The following is a 17,835-nucleotide window of genomic DNA, read 5'->3' as shown; positions in this document are numbered from 1 at the left end:
ATCCTGTCGCTGACACCGGTCGATACGTTTTTTCGCGGATGTGTCAGGCATGTCCGGCGCGGTCTGCAAGGAATTTACAAAAGGATATTTTTTGATTGAGCAATATCGTTCCGACGAACGTCTACAGTGGACATAAGGGTCGGTGCGAATGCGGATCATGCAAAGGTCCGGCCACTGGCTATAAGAAGAGGGGGCGGGTGAGTTGTACAACGGTCACCCACCGCGAGAAACGCAGGAAACACTGGGCTCTGAGCCGTTCGACCCGGACGCTGGCAAATATTGCTGGCCGACGTACGGCACTTTTTGGCGCTCGGGCTAGTCTTAGCGTGGATCGCGGTGACGGAGGTCACTACACCTGTCTACGCTATCCTTGTGCGAGACTCACGCAGGAATCCAGCGCAATATGAATGTCCTGATCGTTGATGACGAACCCCTGGCTCGCGAGCGCCTAAGCCGTATGGTGAGTGAGCTCGAGGGTTACACAGTCCTGGAGCCCAGTGCCACGAATGGCGAGGAGGCGTTAGCGCTGATCGACAGCCACAAGCCGGATATCGTGCTGCTCGATATCCGCATGCCGGGCCTCGATGGCCTGCAGGTTGCTGCCCGACTGTGCGAACGAGAGACGCCGCCGGCCGTGGTGTTTTGCACCAGTCCCGATGAATTTGCCGTGGAAGCCCTGCAGGCCAGCGCCGTGGGCTATGTGGTGAAACCTGTGCGAACCGAACACTTGAATGAAGCCCTGAAGCGGGCTGAACGTCCCAACCGGGCGCAACTCTCGGCCCTGACCCGTCCCGCTGCCGAAAGTGGCAACGGCCCACGCAGCCACATCAGCGCACGGACCCGTAAAGGCATCGAGCTGATTCCGCTGGATCAGGTGGTCTACTTCATCGCCGACCACAAATACGTGACCCTGCGTCACGAAGCCGGCGAGGTGCTGCTCGACGAACCCCTCAAAGCCCTTGAAGACGAATTCGGCGAACGCTTTGTGCGTATCCACCGCAACGCGCTGGTCGCTCGCGACCGCATCGAGCGCTTGCAACGCACCCCACTGGGACATTTCCAGTTGTTCCTCAAAGGCCTCAATGGCGATGCGCTGATTGTCAGCCGTCGGCATGTTGCCGGTGTGCGCAAGATGATGCAGGGGCTGTGACCCGGTCTTCGCCGGGCCTTTCGAGTTCTTTTACCCGGCATGGCAGGCCAGGGAGGCCGCGCCGGTTCTGATTCAGGTCAAAGTGAAATTGACTGAGCTGTTATTATCCGCCGTATCTATTCAGTACGGATTGTTCCATGTCCCCTCGCGAAATCCGCATCGCCACCCGTAAAAGTGCGCTGGCCCTCTGGCAGGCCGAATACGTCAAAGCCCGTCTCGAGGCGGCCCACCCGGGCCTGCTGGTGACGCTGGTGCCCATGGTCAGTCGCGGTGACAAGCTGCTCGACTCGCCACTGTCGAAGATCGGCGGCAAGGGCCTGTTCGTCAAGGAACTGGAAACCGCGCTGCTGGAAAACGAAGCTGATATCGCCGTGCATTCGATGAAAGACGTGCCGATGGACTTCCCGCAAGGCTTGGGTCTGTTTTGCATCTGCGAGCGTGAAGACCCGCGCGATGCTTTCGTCTCCAACACCTACGCCAGTCTTGAAGCGCTGCCTGCCGGTGCCATCGTCGGCACCTCGAGCCTGCGTCGGCAAACGCAATTGCTGGCGCGTCGCCCGGATCTGCAGATCCGTTTCCTGCGTGGCAACGTCAACACCCGTCTGGCCAAGCTCGACGCCGGCGAGTACGACGCGATCATCCTCGCTGCGGCGGGCTTGATCCGCCTGGGTTTCGAAGATCGCATCACTTCGGCGATCAGTGTCGATGACAGCCTGCCGGCCGGTGGCCAAGGCGCGGTCGGCATCGAATGCCGCAGCGCCGACGACGAAATCCACGCCTTGCTCGCACCTTTGCATCACGCCGATACCGCTTCGCGGGTGAACGCCGAACGCGCCCTCAACAAACATTTGAACGGCGGCTGCCAAGTGCCGATCGCCTGCTACGCCGTGCTTGAGGGCGAGCAGTTGTGGTTGCGCGGTCTGGTCGGTGAGCCGAGCGGTGGCAAGCTTCTCAGTGCCCAAGCCCGGGCGCCGCGTGCCGACGCGGAAACCTTGGGTGTGCAGGTCGCTGAAGACTTGCTCAAGCAAGGCGCTGACGACATTCTCAAAGCTGTCTACGGCGAGGCGGGTCACGAGTGACAGCCTGGCGCCTGCTGCTGACGCGCCCGGCAGACGACTGCGCGGCGCTGGCCGAACAGCTGGCCGGGCACGGGATTTTCAGCAGTTGTCTGCCGCTTTTGGACATTGTTCCGCTGCCGGTCTCTGACACTATTCGCCAAGCGATTTCGCGATTGCCCGCTTGCAGCGCAGTGATCGTGGTCAGCAAACCGGCGGCGCGGATCGCGGTGGACTTGCTCAAGTCTGAAGGCGCGCCGCCATTGAGCATGCCGTGGTTCAGCGTCGGCGCGGCGACCGCAGGCATTCTTCGCGAACACGGTCTCGATGTGAGCTTTCCGGTTGACGGCGATGACAGTGAAGCTTTGCTGCAATTGCCGCGTCTGCGCGAGGCGGTGAGCCAGCCCGGCGCGCAGGTGATGATCCTGCGCGGCGAGGGCGGTCGTGAGCTGCTCGCCGAGCGCCTGCGCGCGCTTGGTGCTAGTGTCGAGTATCTGGAGTTGTATCGCCGTGAACTGCCAGCCTATCCGCTGAACGAGCTGCCACGGCGGATCGAAGCGGAACGCTTGAACGGGCTGGTGGTCAGCAGTGGACAGGGTTTCGAGCACCTGCGGCAGATGGCCGGCGATGCCTGGCCGAAGATCGCGCAGTTGCCGTTGTTTGTTCCAAGCCCGAGGGTCGCCGAGCTGACACGTGCCGCCGGGGCTCAAACAGTTGTGGATTGCCGCGGCGCGAGTGCCGCGGCTTTGCTGACGGCGTTACGGGAATGTCCCGTGCCGTTTTCTAATGCAAAGGATGGATACGTGAGCGAAACAGCCTTGCCAAAAGATGACGTCCAGCCTGCGCTCGATGCCCAGGTTGAAACTCCACCACCGGCCAAAGAGCCGCGCCGAGGCAATGGACTGGCAATTGTCGCCCTGCTGCTCGGCGCCGCCGGTGTCGCCATTGGCGGCTGGGGTGTCTGGCAGGTGCGCCACCTGCAGAACAACACGCAGCAACAGTCGAGTCAGGTGCAGGCGCTGAACGATCAGGCGCAGAGTCTGAAGCTCAACGAACAGCGTCTGACCGAACGCCTGGCGCAGCTGCCCGGTGCTGACGAGCTCGCCGAGCGCCAGCGTCTGGTCACGCAATTGCAGGGCGATCAGCAGCGCCTCAATCAACGTCTGGAAACCGTCCTCGGCGCCAGCCGCAAGGACTGGCGTCTGGCCGAGGCCGAGCACTTGCTGCGTCTGGCCAGCCTGCGCCTTTCAGCGCTGCAGGACATCAGCAGCGCCCAGGCACTGGTGCAGGGCGCCGATGAAATTCTCCGTGAGCAGAACGATCCGGGTTCCTTCGCCGCGCGCGAGCAAGTGGCGAAAACCCTGGTCGCCTTGCGCAGCACCGAACAGCCGGATCGCACCGGGCTGTTCCTGCGTCTCGGCGCGCTGCGCGATCAGGTCATCGACCTCACCGAGCTGGCGCCGGAGTACAAGGATCGCGGCGAGTCCCTGCTGGGGCTGACCGCCGATGGCGATGGCGCCGGTCGCTGGGCGCAGTGGTGGGACAAGGTGTCGCGCTATATCCGCATCGATTTCAACGCTGACAAAAACGTCAAACCGCTGCTGGCCGGGCAAAGCCTGAGCCAGGTGCGCCTGGCCCTGAGCCTGGCGCTGGAGCAAGCGCAGTGGGCGGCGCTCAACGGTCAGGCGGCGGTGTACACCCAGGCGCTGGCCGAGGCACGCGATGTGCTCAAGGGCAATTTCAACCCGGACAATCCGCAAAGCAAAGTCATGCTGGAACAGGTCTCCGAGCTGAGCAAGGAACCGGTCACCGTCAAGACGCCGGATCTGACCGGCACCTTGAGTGCGGTGCAGGGGTATCTGGAGCGGCGTAACGTCAATGCTGAAGAATCGGTGAAACCGTTCGCCAAGCCTGCCGCCAATGCTGCGCAGGAGGCGACCCCATGAAGCGCCTCTATGTAATCGTGTTTCTGGTCATCGCCGCGACGGCAGCGCTGGGCCTGGCGATTGCCGAGCATTCCGGTTACGTGCTGGTGGCGTACAAGAGCTTCCGCTACGAATCGAGCCTGTGGGCGACCCTGGCGGTGATAGCGGTGCTGTGGCTGCTGTTCTGGGGCATCAAGGTGCTGGTCGAGCTGGTGATGACCTCCACCGGCGTGGTCAATCCGTGGTCGCGACGCAATCGCAGCCGCCGCGTGCAAGTGGCGATCGAGCACGGGCAGCTGGATCTGGCTGAAGGTCGCTGGGCCAGTGCGCAACGGCATCTGACCCGCGCGGCGGAAGCCGAGCGCCAGCCATTGCTTTATTACCTCGGCGCCGCACGTGCGGCGAACGAGCAAGGTCAGTACGAAGAAAGTGATCGTTTGCTCGAACGTGCGCTGGAGCGTCAGCCGCAAGCCGAATTGGCGATCGCTCTCAGTCACGCACAATTGCAGACCGATCGTGGCGACACCGACGGTGCGCTGGTGACCTTGCAGGCAATGCATGAACGGCATCCGCGCAGCGCGCAGACGTTGCGTCAATTGCAACGTCTGCATCAGCAGCGTGGCGAATGGTCGGCGGTGATTCGTTTGCTGCCTGAGTTGCGCAAGGACAAAGTGCTGCCGCCGGCAGAACTGGCCGAGCTCGAACGGCGCGCCTGGGGTGAGAACCTCTCGCTGGCAGCGCATCGTGAAGAAGACGGTACGGTGGGTCTGCAATCGCTCAAGCGGGCGTGGGAACAGCTGACTTCGGCGCAGCGTCAGGAAGCACCTTTGGTACTGGCCTATGCCGAGCAATTGCGCCAGCTGGGCGCTCAGGTCGAGGCCGAAGAGGTCCTGCGAGCAGCGCTCAAGCGCAAATACGACAGCCATCTGGCGCGGCTTTATGGTCTGGTTCGTGGCAGTGATCCTGCGCGTCAGTTGCAGACGGCCGAAGGCTGGCTCAAGGAGCACCCGGCCGATCCGAGCCTGCTGCTGACCCTTGGACGCCTGTGTCTGCAAACCAGCCTTTGGGGCAAGGCCCGTGACTATCTGGAAAGCAGTCTGCGCGTGCAGCGCAATCCGGAGACCTGTGCGGAGTTGGCCCGTCTGCTTGCACAGCTTGGCGATACCGAGCGCAGCAATCAGTTGTTCCAGGAAGGTCTGGGGCTGCTTGATGAACGCCTGCTGGCGGCGCCTCTGCCAGTCCCGGCGAAGGTATGAATGGCGAGGGAGGTTGCTCCATCGTGAACTTCGATGACCGAAAATTCCCCTTCTTTGCGCTCTACAGACAAAGTCCTACAAAGCGCTTCACCGTTTCCTATCGAGCCTGTCGGGTTTTCCCTACACCTGTGGTGAACTGTCGCCAGGCCCTTGCCTTGAAAGGCTGACACGCTTTCCTCTACCGTAACCGTCTGTCTCTACTGTTACGGAAAAGCCATGTCGTTGGCCTGCTCACGCTCCTTGTTCTTCATGGCTTTCATTGCGGGGGCCTTTGCTCTGGGAGCTTCCTATTACCTCGAATACGCGGTCGGACTGACGCCTTGCAGTCTGTGCCTGGTGCAGCGGTTGTTCCTCACATTGCTGTGCATCGGCTGCGGCGTGGCGGCGGTGCATGGCCCCCGGCGCGTTGGCTTATGGTGGTACTGGCTGTTTGCGCTCGGCGCCAGTCTGGGGGGAACCACCGCTGCGTGGCGGCAGGTGTTGATTCAGAGTGACTCCATGCTGCAACTGGTCAAATGCTCGCCCACCGTGGAGTCACTGTTCAGCGAACTGCCGTGGATCTGCGCCTTGCAACGGATGTTCAACGGCGGCGCTGATTGTGCGGATATTTCCTGGACACTGTTCGATTTGAGCATCCCCGAATGGAGCCTGCTGTTTTTTGTCGGTGTGTCGATCCTTGCGGTTTATCAGTTGCTGCGTCTGATCTGGAGTGCTCTGCAACGACCGGTCAGCGACGAAGCGTCGCACCACATGCTGGTCAGGGATTAAACACTTGTATGAACTTTATCTCCTGCGTACCTTGAAGCCATAGGCGTGCGGGCATAATCTGGCCGGCACGTGTCATTGGATTTATGTTGCTCGATGACGCTCTGCCCGATCGTCCACCAGTCAAATCAGAACAGGGGCGCGGGTGTAGAGCAGCATGACCCACAAGGGAAGAGAGATCGCCATGCTCGAAAGTTGTCAGAATGCTCAGGAACGTTGGGGTGGGGTTCATCTGCTGATCGACCGCTGGTTGCAGGAGCGTGAAGAGCTGATCGTCGCCTACGACAAGCTCGGTGCGCAGCCTGATTCGCTGTCCGAAAGCCGCAAACCCTTGTTGGAGTTCTGCGGTGTACTGGTCGATTACGTATCGGCGGGTCACTTCGAAATCTATGAACAGCTGACCGGCGAAGCCAAGGCGTTCAACGACAAGCGCGGCCTGGAACTCGCCGAGACCATCTACCCGCGCATCGACGTCATTACCGAGAAGCTGCTCGCATTCAATGATCTGTGCGACGAAGGCAAATGCGTTGCGGAGAAATTCAAGGAATTGGGCGGCTTGCTGCATGAGCGCTTTGAACTTGAGGATTGCCTGATCGAAGTGCTGCACACGGCACACAAGGAAGAATATTCGGTTCAGGCCTGATCCACGTCCTTCATGAAAAACGGTGCGCCCGCAAGCGCACCGTTTTTTTATGCCTGATCAGCTCGTCGCACCACGCAACTCCACTTCAAAAACCAGAGGCGTGAACGGCGCAATCAGGTCGCCGGCACCGTCGGCACCATAGGCCTGATCCGATGGAATCACCAGCCGCCATTTCGCCCCCACCGGCATGTTCTGCAAGGCGGTGCGCCAACCGGCAATCACGCTGTCGAGGTTGAACCATTGCGGCTGGGTGTTCTGATCGAACACGGTGCCGTCCGGCAGCTTGCCGACATACAGCACCTGCACTTTGCCGTCCGGGCCGGCCTTGGCGCCAGTGCCCGGAGCCAGTTCAGTCAGGAGGATGCCATCGGCCAGTTCCTTCACCCCCGGTTTGGCTTTTTCTGTGCTGAGAAAGCGTTGCTCGTTTTCCATCGCAGCATCGCTCGACTGCCGTGAAGCCTGCTCGGCATTTTGCGATTCATGGTCGGCCAGAATCTGTTCAATGCGCGCTTCACTCAACGCCAGTGGCTTGCCCTGATACGCCTGTTGCAGACCTTCGATCAGCGCCTGGATCTGCAACTGCGGCACCTCCTGGCGCAGTCGTTCGCCGAGGCTGGCACCGAGGCTGTAAGCCAGATCATGAGCATCGTTCGCCGTGTTTTTTTCATCGGCATACGCCGTCGAAAAAAACACGCAGAGGGACAAAATAAAGTAGCGCGACATGGGCACTCTCCGACCTGAGATGCGGGGGATTATGCCAGTGCAAACGTCTGCATCGGTGAACTGCTTTTTCCTCGGCGCAGAACATTTCGGCCGCGGTGCAACGCAACGGTGCAGATACTGTCAACATGCGCTAGCGGCGGTATCAGCAGAGGTCTAGTATGAGCCGCACTCACGTCAGCCAGGAGGTAAACCATGTCGGCCACCAAGAAGCCTGTAAATACTCCGTTGCACTTACTCCAACAATTGTCGGGCAGCCTGCTCGAGCATTTGGAAAACGCTTGCTCGCAAGCCTTGGCTGATGCTGAAAAACTGCTCGCCAAGCTGGAAAAACAGCGTGGCAAGGCGCAGGAAAAACTGCACAAATCGCGCACCAAGTTGCAGGACGCCGCCACTGCCGGCAAAGCCAAGGCTCAGAACAAAGCCAAGTCTTCCGTGAAAGAACTCGAAGACCTGCTGGACGCTTTGAAAGATCGTCAGTCCGAGACCCGCAGCTACATTCTGCAGCTCAAGCGCGATGCCCAGGAAAGCCTGAAACTGGCCCAGGGTGTTGGCCGCGTTCAGGAAGCAGTGGGCAAAGTTCTGTCGTCGCGTTCGGCCAAACCGGCAGCAGCACCAGCGAAGAAAGTCGCTGCTAAACCTGCTGCAAGCAAAGCCCCGGCGAAGACCGCTGCGGCGAAACCTGCTGTTGCGAAAACCGCCACCAAACCAGCGGCCAAGGCGCCAGTGAAAGCGGCTGCCAAACCAGCGGCGAAAACTGCAGCGAAGAAGCCGGCGGCGAGCGCGGCAAAACCGGCGGCTAAAACCACCGCAGCCAAACCTGCTGCAGCCAGGCCAGCAGTGAAAGCCACCCCTGCCAAAGCCGCTGCAAAACCGGCCGCGAGCAAAGCTGCACCGGCGAAAACCGCAGCCGCCAAACCTGCTGCCAAAGCAGCAGCGAAACCAGCAGCAAAACCTGCTGCCAAGACTGCGGCCAAGCCGGCCGCCGCCAAACCTGCTGCGAAAGTGGCGGTAAAACCGGCTGCCAAACCAGCCGCAACATCGGCAGCAAAACCTGCGGCAAAAACCGCTGCGAAACCGGCCGCCAAGCCTGCTGCCAAGCCTGCGACCGCTGCTGCAAAACCGGCCGCCAAGCCAGCCGCAAAACCAGCGGTGAAAAAGCCTGCAGCTGCCAAACCAGCCGCGACCAAACCGGCCACCGCTCCAGCGGCCAAGCCTGTCACTGCCGCTACCCCGGCTGCTCCAGCTGCGTCGGCACCGTCGTCCGCCGCCCACTCGACCCCTTCGACTGCGCCAGCACCAGCCGCTTCGTCGAACGTCAGCAGCACCCCGACCAGCGCTTCCTAAGTGCCGGTTGCCGCGACGCGCAGCACTTGCAGCGCGTCGCGGTTCAGGCTGGCGGCATTGCCGGCCAGGTCTTCAAGCCAGGTCACCGAACCTGCATCGTTGCGCGTCCACTCTTGCGCCACACCTTCAAGGCGTGAAAGCAAGGTGCGCTCAGCTTCAAGCTCCAGTGATTTGATCTGCTCGCGCATGCCGGCCACCACCGCATCGTCGATGGCCCGCGCTTTCCATTGCAGGCGCAGGGTTCGCAGCGGCTGCACCACTTCGATATCCCATGGCGCGGTGAGAGCCTTGAGCAGGCGTACGCGCGGCTGATCGCAGGCCACCGCGCGCTGCTCCAGCCACAAACCGCACAGCAGCAGGCAGACATTGGCGCCCGCCGTTTGCAATTGCAGGCAGGCATCTTCCACACCCGGGCGGGCGTAGACATCAAGGGCAAAGCTCCACAGGTCAGAGGACATCGTGCTACTCGCGCCAGTTGTGAGCGAAGCTGGTAGACTCCGCCGCCATTATGATCCGACTTCAGAACCTGACTTTACAGCGTGGCCCGCAACGTCTGCTAGAAGACGCCGAGCTGACCCTGCACGCCGGCCACAAAGCCGGCCTCATCGGCGCCAACGGTGCCGGCAAATCCAGCCTGTTCGCCCTGCTGCGCGGCGAGTTGCACCCGGATTCGGGCGACTGCCTGCTGCCGGCCGACTGGCGTATCGCGCACATGCGCCAGGAGGTCGACACCCTCGAACGCCTGGCGGTCGATTATGTGCTCGATGGCGACCTGCGTCTGCGCGAGGTGCAACGCGAGCTTGCCGCCGCCGAGCAGGCCCACGACGGCACCGCGCTGGCGCGCCTGCACGCCGAACTCGACAGCGCCGACGGTTACACCGCCGATGCGCGGGCGCGCAAGCTGCTCGCCGGTCTTGGGTTCACCAATGAGCAGATGGATCGTCAGGTAGGCGATTTCTCCGGTGGCTGGCGGATGCGTCTGAATCTGGCGCAGGCACTGATGTGCCCGTCGGATCTGCTGCTGCTCGACGAACCGACCAACCACTTGGACCTCGATGCGATCATCTGGCTCGAAGAGTGGCTGAAGAGTTATCCGGGCACCTTGCTGCTGATTTCCCACGACCGGGATTTCCTCGACGAAGTGGTCGATCACGTTGCCCATGTCGATCAGCGCAAACTGACCCTCTACCGTGGCGGCTACACCGCGTTCGAGCGCGCCCGTGCCGAGCGTCTGGCCCAGCAGCAACAGGCCTACGAGAAGCAGCAGGCGCAGCGTGCGCACATGGAAAGCTACATCGCTCGCTTCAAGGCCCAGGCGACCAAGGCCCGTCAGGCGCAGAGCCGGATCAAGGCGCTGGAGCGCATGGAAGAATTGTCGGCGGCCCACGTCGATTCGCCGTTCGACTTCGTCTTCCGCGAGTCGACCAAGATCTCCAGTCCGCTGATCGACCTGTCCGATGCACGCCTGGGTTATGGCGACAAGACCATCCTCGAGAAGGTCAAGCTGCAACTGACCCCGGGTGCGCGGATCGGTCTGCTTGGGCCGAACGGTGCGGGTAAATCGACGCTGATCAAGAACCTCGCCGGCGAGCTCGAACCGCTGGCCGGGCGCCTGACCCGTGGCGAAAACACCGTGGTCGGCTACTTCGCCCAGCATCAGCTCGATTCGCTGGACTCCAAGGCCAGCCCGTTGCTGCACTTGCAGCGCCTCGCGCCGGGTGAGCGCGAGCAGACCTTGCGCGACTTCCTTGGCGGCTTCGACTTCCGGGGTGCGCGCATCGATGAGCCGGTGCTGAATTTCTCCGGTGGCGAGAAGGCGCGTCTGGCCCTCGCGTTGATCGCCTGGGAACGGCCGAACCTGCTGCTGCTCGACGAACCGACCAACCACCTCGATCTGGAAATGCGTCTGGCGCTGACCATGGCCCTGCAGGAATTCAGCGGTGCGGTGCTGGTGGTCTCTCACGATCGGCACTTGCTCAAGAGCACCACCGACAACTTCTATCTGGTCGCTGACGGCAAGGTCGAAGAGTTCGACGGCGATCTCGAAGACTACGCGCGCTGGCTGGTGGAATACCGTCAGCGCAATGCGCCGGTCAGCAACACGCCTGTCAACCCGGACAAGACCGACAAGAAAGCGCAGCGCCAGGCGGCGGCAGCGTTGCGTCAGCAACTGGCGCCGCACAAGCGCGAGGCCGACAAGCTTGAAGCCGAGCTGGGCAAGCTCCACGAGAAACTGGCCAAGGTCGATGCCAGCCTCGGTGACAGCGATATCTACGAGCCGGCGCGCAAGAATGAATTGCGTGATCTGCTCGCCGAACAGGCGAAATTGAAGGTTCGTGAAGCCGAGCTGGAAGAAGCCTGGATGGAAGCGCTGGAAACCCTGGAAAGCATGCAGGCGGAGCTGGAGGCGTTGTCCTGATGGAAGCCTTCAAGCTGCCTTTCTCGGCGGTGTGGGTCGAACCGTTGTGGTTCACCGCGCAGATTCTGCTGATTCTGCTGGCCGGTTACCTGACCCAGCGTTTCGTCGCCAAAGGCCTCACTCGCCTGGGTGAGCGCTATCCGTTTCCGCCGCAGTTGCTGATGCCGCTACGCGGCGTGTTGCGCTGGCTGATCATGGGCAGCGCGCTGCTCTTCGTGCTCGAGCGCCTCGGCGTTTCGGCCACGGTGCTGTGGACGGCGCTGTCGGGATTTGTCGCGGTGGCGGCGGTGGCGTTCTTCGCCATGTGGAGCGTGCTGTCGAACCTGCTCTGCGCGATTCTGATCTTCACCGTCGGGCCGTTCCGCCTCGGCGACGTAGTCGAGCTGGTGGATACCACCGACAAGCCTGGCGTCAAAGGCCGGGTGATCGCGATCAATCTGCTCTACACCACGCTGGTCGAGGCCGAAGAGTTGGGCACCGGCAGCGCCATGGTGCAGGTGCCGAACAGCCTGTTCTTCCAGCGTTCGGTGCGGCGTTGGCGCGGGACAGATGTGTTTCCGTCGAGTGGCTTTGAGAAGTAGCTTTTCCAGCAAGATCAAAAGATCGCAGCCTTCGGCAGCTCCTACATTTGGAATACGATCCCTGTAGGAGCTGCCGAAGGCTGCGATCTTTTGCTTTTAGCCCCAAACAGCATTAGTTTTGACGACTTGTCACAAGCATCAGCCGAGGTGTGCGATGGAGCTTCAAACATGGCTGGCATTTTTTGCCGCCTGCTGGGTGATCAGCCTGTCCCCGGGCGCGGGCGCCATCGCGTCGATGTCCAGCGGTCTGCAATACGGGTTCTGGCGCGGCTACTGGAACGCACTGGGCCTGCAGATCGGTCTGGCGGTGCAGATCGCGATTGTCGGCGCGGGTGTTGGCGCTGTGCTCACCGCTTCGGCCACAGCATTCCATGCGATCAAATGGTTCGGTGTCGCCTATCTGGTTTACCTGGCGATCAAGCAATGGCGGGCGCTGCCCATGGACATGAGCGATGACGCCGCAGTGCGGCCGATCGGCAAGCCGCTGGCTTTGGTGTTTCGCGGCTTTCTGGTGAACATCAGCAACCCCAAGGCGTTGGTGTTCATGCTCGCGGTGTTGCCGCAGTTCATCAATCCCCATGCGCCGCTGCTGATTCAGTATGTGGTGATCGGCGTGACCATGGTTTTCGTCGATCTGATTGTCATGGCCGGCTACACCGGACTGGCGTCGAAGGTGCTGCGCCTGTTGCGCACGCCCAAGCAGCAGAAACGCATGAACCGCACCTTTGCCGGGTTATTCATTGGCGCGGCGGCGTTCATGGCGACGTTGCGCAAAGCGGCGGCGTAAACCGCTCGGACAGAAAAAAGGCGACCTCAAGAGGTCGCCTTTTTCATTTCTACCGAGACATCGGGGCAAGCGAGCTTTTGTGGCGAGGGGATTTATCCCCGTTGGACTGCGCAGCAGTCCCAATCGTCTTGAATCAATAGCGAGGGCCGCTTCGCGACCCAACGGGGATAAATCCCCTCGCCACAGAGCCCTTCGCCACAAAAGTCCTCAGATCGGCTCAGCGTAAAATCACCGGCGCCGTATCACGCGGCAGATTATTGCGCTGCGGCGCTTCACGCGGCTGCTCATAACCGTCACCGCCACCGAGTTGCATGCTCAGTTGCCCGGCCACGTCTTCGCCCAAGGCCTTCGACACCTCACGCACCACCCGCGGACGGTTCAGCGAGATCTTGATGTCGCGATGGTTCACCAGTTTGGTGTCCTGCGCTTCGCCCATCGCCGTGAAGGCCGAGGTGATCTCGTAGGTCTTGGTGTTGATCAGGCTGAAATCCGCCACCAGCGTCAGGCCCAGCACCGCCGAGTAGCTGTCGGTGTGCGCCAGCTCGTTGATGTCCTGGGTGAAATCGATGTCGGACACGGTGCCGAACAGTACGTAGTCGGCGCCTTTGAAGTTGCCGGCCTTGATGCGCTTGATCACGTCATACACGTCGCCTTTGGATGAGGCGGTATACGGCGTGCCCTGGACCAGCTGGAACATGCCGGTACGCAGGATTTCACCCTTGATGTCGCCGGTGAATTTGCGCAACTCGCCCTGTTCGATGTAGCTGGTGGTCGCTTCGATCTCGTTGTAGCTCGAAGAGCCGCTGGCGCTGTAGTAACTCTCACGATGATTACTCTGCGCCGAAACGATGTGGATGTATTGCTCCACGCGCTCCTGATACGCCAGATCCGTCACCGCCACTTTCGGGGCCGCCTGCGCGCTGAACGCGCAAGCCAGGGCCATCATGCCAATCCATGTGCGCATCGATTAACGCTCCGTGGTTTTGCGGATCTCTTTTTCGTCCATCCACTCGGCCAGACCGCTTTCGACGTCGATCAACTGCAGGCTGAATTTGTAGAAGACGTCCTTGTAGTCGCTGCTGCGCTTGACGATCGAGCTGATCGAGCCTTCGATGCGGTACTTGGCGGCAACCATGTTGCCGGTCTTGGCCACGGTGCTTTTCTTGTACAGGCCGCTCTGGTTTTGCAGCTTGAGCTGGTCGACCTGGCTCTGCATTGCATTGTTGTCGCTGGCGAAGCGCGCAACACCGGTTTTCATCAGTTGGGTCTTGATGCTGGTGGTGATTTCGCGGGTGTCGATGTACTCGCTGGTCTTGTTCTTCACATCGTAGACCTGAACCACCGGACGGCCCTGCAGAATGCCGGACTGGGCCAGCGAGCGGGTCATCGACTCGGCGATCATTTGCAGGTCGGTCGAACCGAATTCGTTGGTCACGGTTTCAACCGCTTTGGTGTCGCCGTAGCTGATGTTCTTGCTGCCCAGGGTCGGCGAGGTGTTGGCGCAACCGGAGGCGAGCAGGGCGATGACGGCGATGCAGGAAAAGCGTGCAAACATGAGAAAGCTCTCTCAATCAGAAATAGGGTGGCGGGCTTAAGGCGTCTTGATTTCCAGACGGAAATCCACGGCTTTCGGGGTCGGGGCGATGGCCTGAATGAAGCTGGTCTGGGCGCCGTACATCATCTGGCTTTTCCACACTTCTTCTTCGGCAACCGGGAAACCTTCGGCGCCGAGCCAGGCGAAGCGGTAGTAGAAAATCTTGTTGCTGTTAAGGGTGTTGCTCAACTGCACGTTGACGGTCATGAAGCCGTTTTCACGAGCCACGCGCATGGCGCCGACGACGATGTGTTTCTGCGGGCCCATGGCCACGACTTTGCTCGCGGCGCTGCCCGGCTCAGGTGGTGGCGGGGTGGCGCAGCCTGCCAGCAAGGCGAGGGCGGCGACGGCGATGATCTTCAAGCGCATTGCAAAGACTCCGTTCTTAAGGTTGTTTGAGGCTGGCGACGTTGGTCGCGGCAGCGCTCGGCATTACGTGAGCAGCGATGCCGCCAGCGAATACCTGGTTGCCCACGGCACGCAGGCTGATCACTTGGTAACGCTGGTCGACGGTGACCTTGACCACCGAGCCGCCGACGGCGCTCGGCAGGGTAACCTGATGCTCACCTTTTTTCAGGCGCAGACGCACCACTTGGGTGTTGTCCGGCAGGGTGCGCCATGTACGGGTATCGGCACCTTCGAGCACTGCTGAAGAAATACCCACAGCGAGACCGGCCAGCGGATTGGTTTCGTTGATCTGCTTCTGCGCCACGCCTTTGGTGATCGCGCGCACGGTGGTGCGCACGATGATCCCCGGCATGTCATCACGCAGAGCGCGGCGGGACATGGCGGTGGTGCTGTTCAGTGCGGTCAGGTCGACCTGCTTGCCGTCGACGCCGATCTGCGCAAAAGGCGCGGTGGAGGTGTCCGGTTTGATGATCGGGAACGACAACGGGGTGATCACCACGTTGTTGGAAATCGGCAGCGGCAACGGTACGCGAATCGAGTCACGGGCCGGGGCCAGACCGCTCTGCACGACGATGAGAATGTCGCTGTCATCGGATTTGGAAGGCTTGTCGAGATTGACCAGCGCCTGCTCGAGCAGCGGCGTGTTCGGGCGCAATTCGGCAGCCTTGCGATAACCCGGCGCGGCCAGATCCTTCTCGCCCAGGGCTTCGTAAACGAAACCGGCCAGGTAATGGCTGAACGCACTCTGGTAGCTGTTTTTCAGGCCGACCACTTCCGGCGCGTCGAGGCTGGCCACCGGATAACCCTGCAGATCCTTGTACTGGGTCTTGATGCCTTCTTTTTCGGCCTGTTCTTCGCTCTTGAGGTATTCCTTGTCGCGCAGGTCAGCGATCACCGCTTCGCGTTCGTGGGTCTTTTTGATCGCAGTGCGGGCGCCATCGAAATCGTTGACCGCCAACAGGTTCAAGGCCATCTGCGTGGTCAGCATGACTTTCTCGTAGTCATAGCCTTCGTAGCGACGCACCTTGTCGTTGACGATGAAGCTGCCGAACTGTGCCAGGTACTTGGCCGAATCGAGCTTGACCGCGTCTTCCCACTGACCGACCACCTGATCGGCGCTGCCCCAGGCGTTCTGGCTGCCTGACAGGTCGCCCTTGGCGCGCAGCAGTTCGCCTTTCTCGAAGTAATAGAGCAGGTCTTTGTCGGTACCGGTGTTGTTCTTTTCCAGCAGGGTCAGCGCCGCGTCGACGTTGCCGGATGCCAGTTGCTGATTGGTCTGGGCCAGTTCGGAATCGTAGTTGCGAAACGCTGCGCAGCCGGACAACAGCGTGACGGCGCTGAGCGCGAGCAGCATGGGAGCGCGGAATGCCATGGGTACTTCTTCCCTGAGTAAAAAACTTGCAGCCGCGTGTGCTGGTCGGGCTGGTGTGACCTATCGACGGCGGCGCTGGCCTCCTGCCAATTCCTCATGCGTGAGGAGCTTTTGATGCCGGCTCGCTGGGCGAGGGCGCGGCATTATAAACGTGGGGTGATGGCTATGTAATAGCCTTTTGGGTGCATTTCTAGATGTTGTGCCATCACTTCTCCGCAGAAGCGGGTGTATCCGACGCGGGTTTTTGATTCGGTACAAAGGCTGATCCGACGGTATAGACCTGATCCCGGAATACCCGCAGGTGCAGAATCTGGCGGTCCTGGTCGACGCGCATTTCAAAAGGGTGGTCGATGGACGCAGGCGCAAAACGGAAGGTATGCAGGCCTTTTTTCAAGCGCAGGCGGGCGACCAGCGTCTTGTCCGGCAACGCTCGCCATGTGCGGGTGTCGGCTTCTTCGAACGGATCATGCTGAGTGACGATCAACGAGGCTTTCGCCGGGTTGCGCTCGTTTTCCTGCGCTTGACCGATGGCGGCCATGTTGGCGCGGAACATCGCCCGCGAGATGATTTGCGGCATGTCGTCGCGCAGTGTGCGCATGGACATATCGGTCACGCTATTGATCACTACCAACGGCTGTTTGCGACCGTCTACGGTGATATGGCTGAAGTTGGGTGTGACCGCGTCCGGCACCATCACCGGGAATGAAATGGGCGCAATGATGACCAGCGTTTCGTTCAGACGAACCGGGATCGGCACCTGCACGGAGCTGCGAGCCGGGGCCAGGCCACTCTGGATAATCAGCAACACATCGCTTTCATCGGCTTTCGCTGGCGGTTTGTCGAGATTGCGCAGGGCCTTTTGCAGCAAGGGCATATCCGGCCGCAGTTCGATCGCCTGACGATAACCGGCCGCCGCGAGGGCGCGTTCGCCGAGGGCTTCATAGGTGAATCCGGCCAGATAGTGGCTGAACGCACTCTGATAGCCGTTTTTCAGCTCAACGACCTGCGGCGCATCAAGCAAGGCGACCGGGTAGCCTTCCAGTTCCTTGTAATGGAGAACTTTGCCTTGAGCTTTTGCCTGTTCCTCGGCCGCTTCGTATTGCTTTTCACGCTGGCGGGCGATCAATGCTTCGCGTTCGTGGGTTTTCCTGATGTCTGCGCGGGCGCCGGCAAAGTCATTGACGGATAGCTGGTTCAAGGCCATTTGCGTAGTCAACATGACCTTTTCGTAATCGTAGCCTTCATAGCGCCGCAGCTTGTCGTTGACCAGCATCGTGCCCATTTCATCACCGAAACGGGCCAGTAATTTCATCGCGCCGGACGGGTTGGCTTCCTCGCGCTGGAAGATCATGCGGTCGGCATTGCGCCAGGCGTCCTGGCTGTCGGGCAGGGCACTGCCAGCGCTGAGGATCGCGCCTTTTTCCAGGTAATACAGCAGATCCTTGTCTTCCCACGGGTTGTTCATTTCCACCAGTGCCAGAGCCCCGGTCAGATTGCCCCGGGTCATTTGCTCGGTGGTCTGCTGCATTTCAAGATCGTAGTTGCGATAGGCGGCACAACCGCTCAACTGAACAGCGACGCAAAGCAGCAAAACGAACGGAAGACTCCGCATTGAGGTTGATTCCTTGCGCGCAAATGCTCTGGGGCGGGCAGTATAAAGTGGATGGTGGCAAATGGCTGCGATCTTGATCGAGCGTCAATCGGCAGCGGGCAGTGCGGCAATACTCGGCGACAAACGCTGCTGCCGTCTGCCGGGTATTTCCTGCCAATCAAAGCGAAACGCCGACAAAGCTTGAGAGAAATGTCTTCGAAG

At 60.8% G+C, this 17,835-nt stretch carries 17 protein-coding genes and 2 pseudogenes; 12 read left to right on the top strand and 7 right to left on the bottom strand.

Translation table 11 applies throughout. The features are described 5' to 3' along the window. Positions 1-251: 251 nt before the first annotated feature. The 8 genes and pseudogenes from AB4O12_RS20565 to AB4O12_RS20530 form a co-directional block, all read left to right on the top strand. Positions 252-407 (top strand): annotated as a pseudogene (locus tag AB4O12_RS20565) (sensor histidine kinase); the annotation flags it as partial. Next, positions 404-1,150 carry a LytR/AlgR family response regulator transcription factor gene (locus AB4O12_RS20560; RefSeq protein ID WP_016772598.1) on the top strand — a complete coding sequence of 249 codons (747 nt, stop codon included), beginning with the start codon at positions 404-406 and terminating at the stop codon, positions 1,148-1,150. The pseudogene AB4O12_RS20565 and the gene AB4O12_RS20560, both read left to right, overlap by 4 nt. Positions 1,151-1,287: 137 nt before the next feature. Continuing rightward, complete coding sequence (gene hemC, locus AB4O12_RS20555; protein WP_460059648.1) at positions 1,288-2,229, top strand: hydroxymethylbilane synthase; 942 nt, start codon at positions 1,288-1,290, stop codon at positions 2,227-2,229. Further along, positions 2,226-2,924 (top strand): annotated as a pseudogene (locus AB4O12_RS20550) (uroporphyrinogen-III synthase); the annotation flags it as partial. The gene hemC and the pseudogene AB4O12_RS20550, both read left to right, overlap by 4 nt. 84 nt (positions 2,925-3,008) lie before the next feature. Continuing rightward, on the top strand, positions 3,009-4,151 hold the full coding sequence (locus AB4O12_RS20545; RefSeq protein WP_056791721.1) for a uroporphyrinogen-III C-methyltransferase: 1,143 nt from the start codon (positions 3,009-3,011) through the stop codon (positions 4,149-4,151). After that, on the top strand, positions 4,148-5,386 hold the full coding sequence (locus AB4O12_RS20540) for a heme biosynthesis protein HemY (RefSeq protein WP_041476923.1): 1,239 nt from the start codon (positions 4,148-4,150) through the stop codon (positions 5,384-5,386). The genes AB4O12_RS20545 and AB4O12_RS20540 overlap by 4 nt, the downstream gene beginning before the upstream one ends. 216 nt (positions 5,387-5,602) lie before the next feature. Further along, positions 5,603-6,154, top strand: coding sequence for a disulfide bond formation protein B (locus AB4O12_RS20535; RefSeq protein ID WP_041476921.1), 552 nt, complete (start codon positions 5,603-5,605; stop codon positions 6,152-6,154). Positions 6,155-6,335: 181 nt separating this feature from the next. Beyond that, complete coding sequence (locus AB4O12_RS20530; RefSeq protein ID WP_056791659.1) at positions 6,336-6,794, top strand: Rsd/AlgQ family anti-sigma factor; 459 nt, start codon at positions 6,336-6,338, stop codon at positions 6,792-6,794. 57 nt (positions 6,795-6,851) lie between these two features. On the opposite strand, the gene AB4O12_RS20525 is transcribed toward AB4O12_RS20530, so the two are convergent. Then, on the bottom strand, positions 6,852-7,517 hold the full coding sequence (locus AB4O12_RS20525; protein WP_305381734.1) for an FKBP-type peptidyl-prolyl cis-trans isomerase: 666 nt from the start codon (positions 7,515-7,517) through the stop codon (positions 6,852-6,854). Between the two features lie 192 nt (positions 7,518-7,709). Between AB4O12_RS20525 and AB4O12_RS20520 the strand changes: the two genes are divergently transcribed. Further along, a complete protein-coding gene (locus tag AB4O12_RS20520; RefSeq protein ID WP_457264942.1) occupies positions 7,710-8,861 on the top strand; it encodes an AlgP family protein in 1,152 nt (383 codons plus the stop codon). On the opposite strand, the gene AB4O12_RS20515 is transcribed toward AB4O12_RS20520, so the two are convergent. Further along, positions 8,858-9,319, bottom strand: a complete 462-nt coding sequence (locus tag AB4O12_RS20515; RefSeq protein ID WP_236167753.1) for a TIGR02444 family protein — start codon at positions 9,317-9,319, stop codon at positions 8,858-8,860. The two genes, AB4O12_RS20520 and AB4O12_RS20515, sit on opposite strands and share 4 nt — an antisense overlap. A gap of 50 nt (positions 9,320-9,369) precedes the next feature. On the opposite strand from AB4O12_RS20515, the gene AB4O12_RS20510 reads away from it, so the two are divergent. The 3 genes from AB4O12_RS20510 (at position 9,370) to rhtB (ending at position 12,648) form a co-directional block, all read left to right on the top strand. Further along, positions 9,370-11,280, top strand: a complete 1,911-nt coding sequence (locus AB4O12_RS20510) for an ATP-binding cassette domain-containing protein (protein WP_056791667.1) — start codon at positions 9,370-9,372, stop codon at positions 11,278-11,280. Next, complete coding sequence (locus tag AB4O12_RS20505) at positions 11,280-11,861, top strand: mechanosensitive ion channel family protein (RefSeq protein WP_056791670.1); 582 nt, start codon at positions 11,280-11,282, stop codon at positions 11,859-11,861. The genes AB4O12_RS20510 and AB4O12_RS20505 overlap by 1 nt, the downstream gene beginning before the upstream one ends. A gap of 154 nt (positions 11,862-12,015) precedes the next feature. Beyond that, complete coding sequence (gene rhtB, locus AB4O12_RS20500; RefSeq protein ID WP_024014759.1) at positions 12,016-12,648, top strand: homoserine/homoserine lactone efflux protein; 633 nt, start codon at positions 12,016-12,018, stop codon at positions 12,646-12,648. Between the two features lie 217 nt (positions 12,649-12,865). Here rhtB and AB4O12_RS20495 read toward each other — a convergent pair whose 3' ends face one another. The 5 genes from AB4O12_RS20495 to AB4O12_RS20475 form a co-directional block, all read right to left on the bottom strand. Then, positions 12,866-13,612, bottom strand: a complete 747-nt coding sequence (locus tag AB4O12_RS20495) for a hypothetical protein (RefSeq protein WP_016772609.1) — start codon at positions 13,610-13,612, stop codon at positions 12,866-12,868. 3 nt (positions 13,613-13,615) lie between these two features. Further along, positions 13,616-14,203: a penicillin-binding protein activator LpoB gene (lpoB, locus tag AB4O12_RS20490; protein WP_016772610.1), complete on the bottom strand. Its 588-nt coding sequence runs from the start codon at positions 14,201-14,203 to the stop codon at positions 13,616-13,618. Positions 14,204-14,239: 36 nt separating this feature from the next. Next, positions 14,240-14,611: a YcfL family protein gene (locus AB4O12_RS20485; RefSeq protein WP_016772611.1), complete on the bottom strand. Its 372-nt coding sequence runs from the start codon at positions 14,609-14,611 to the stop codon at positions 14,240-14,242. 16 nt (positions 14,612-14,627) lie between these two features. Next, positions 14,628-16,022: a COG3014 family protein gene (locus tag AB4O12_RS20480; protein WP_056791673.1), complete on the bottom strand. Its 1,395-nt coding sequence runs from the start codon at positions 16,020-16,022 to the stop codon at positions 14,628-14,630. Between the two features lie 205 nt (positions 16,023-16,227). Further along, on the bottom strand, positions 16,228-17,634 hold the full coding sequence (locus AB4O12_RS20475) for a COG3014 family protein (RefSeq protein ID WP_150637080.1): 1,407 nt from the start codon (positions 17,632-17,634) through the stop codon (positions 16,228-16,230). Positions 17,635-17,835: the final 201 nt, after the last annotated feature.

Source organism: Pseudomonas sp. S2_A05 (assembly GCF_054668485.1).
Note: the sequence above shows the minus strand (reverse complement) of the source record. Positions and strands in the feature narration are given on the sequence as shown.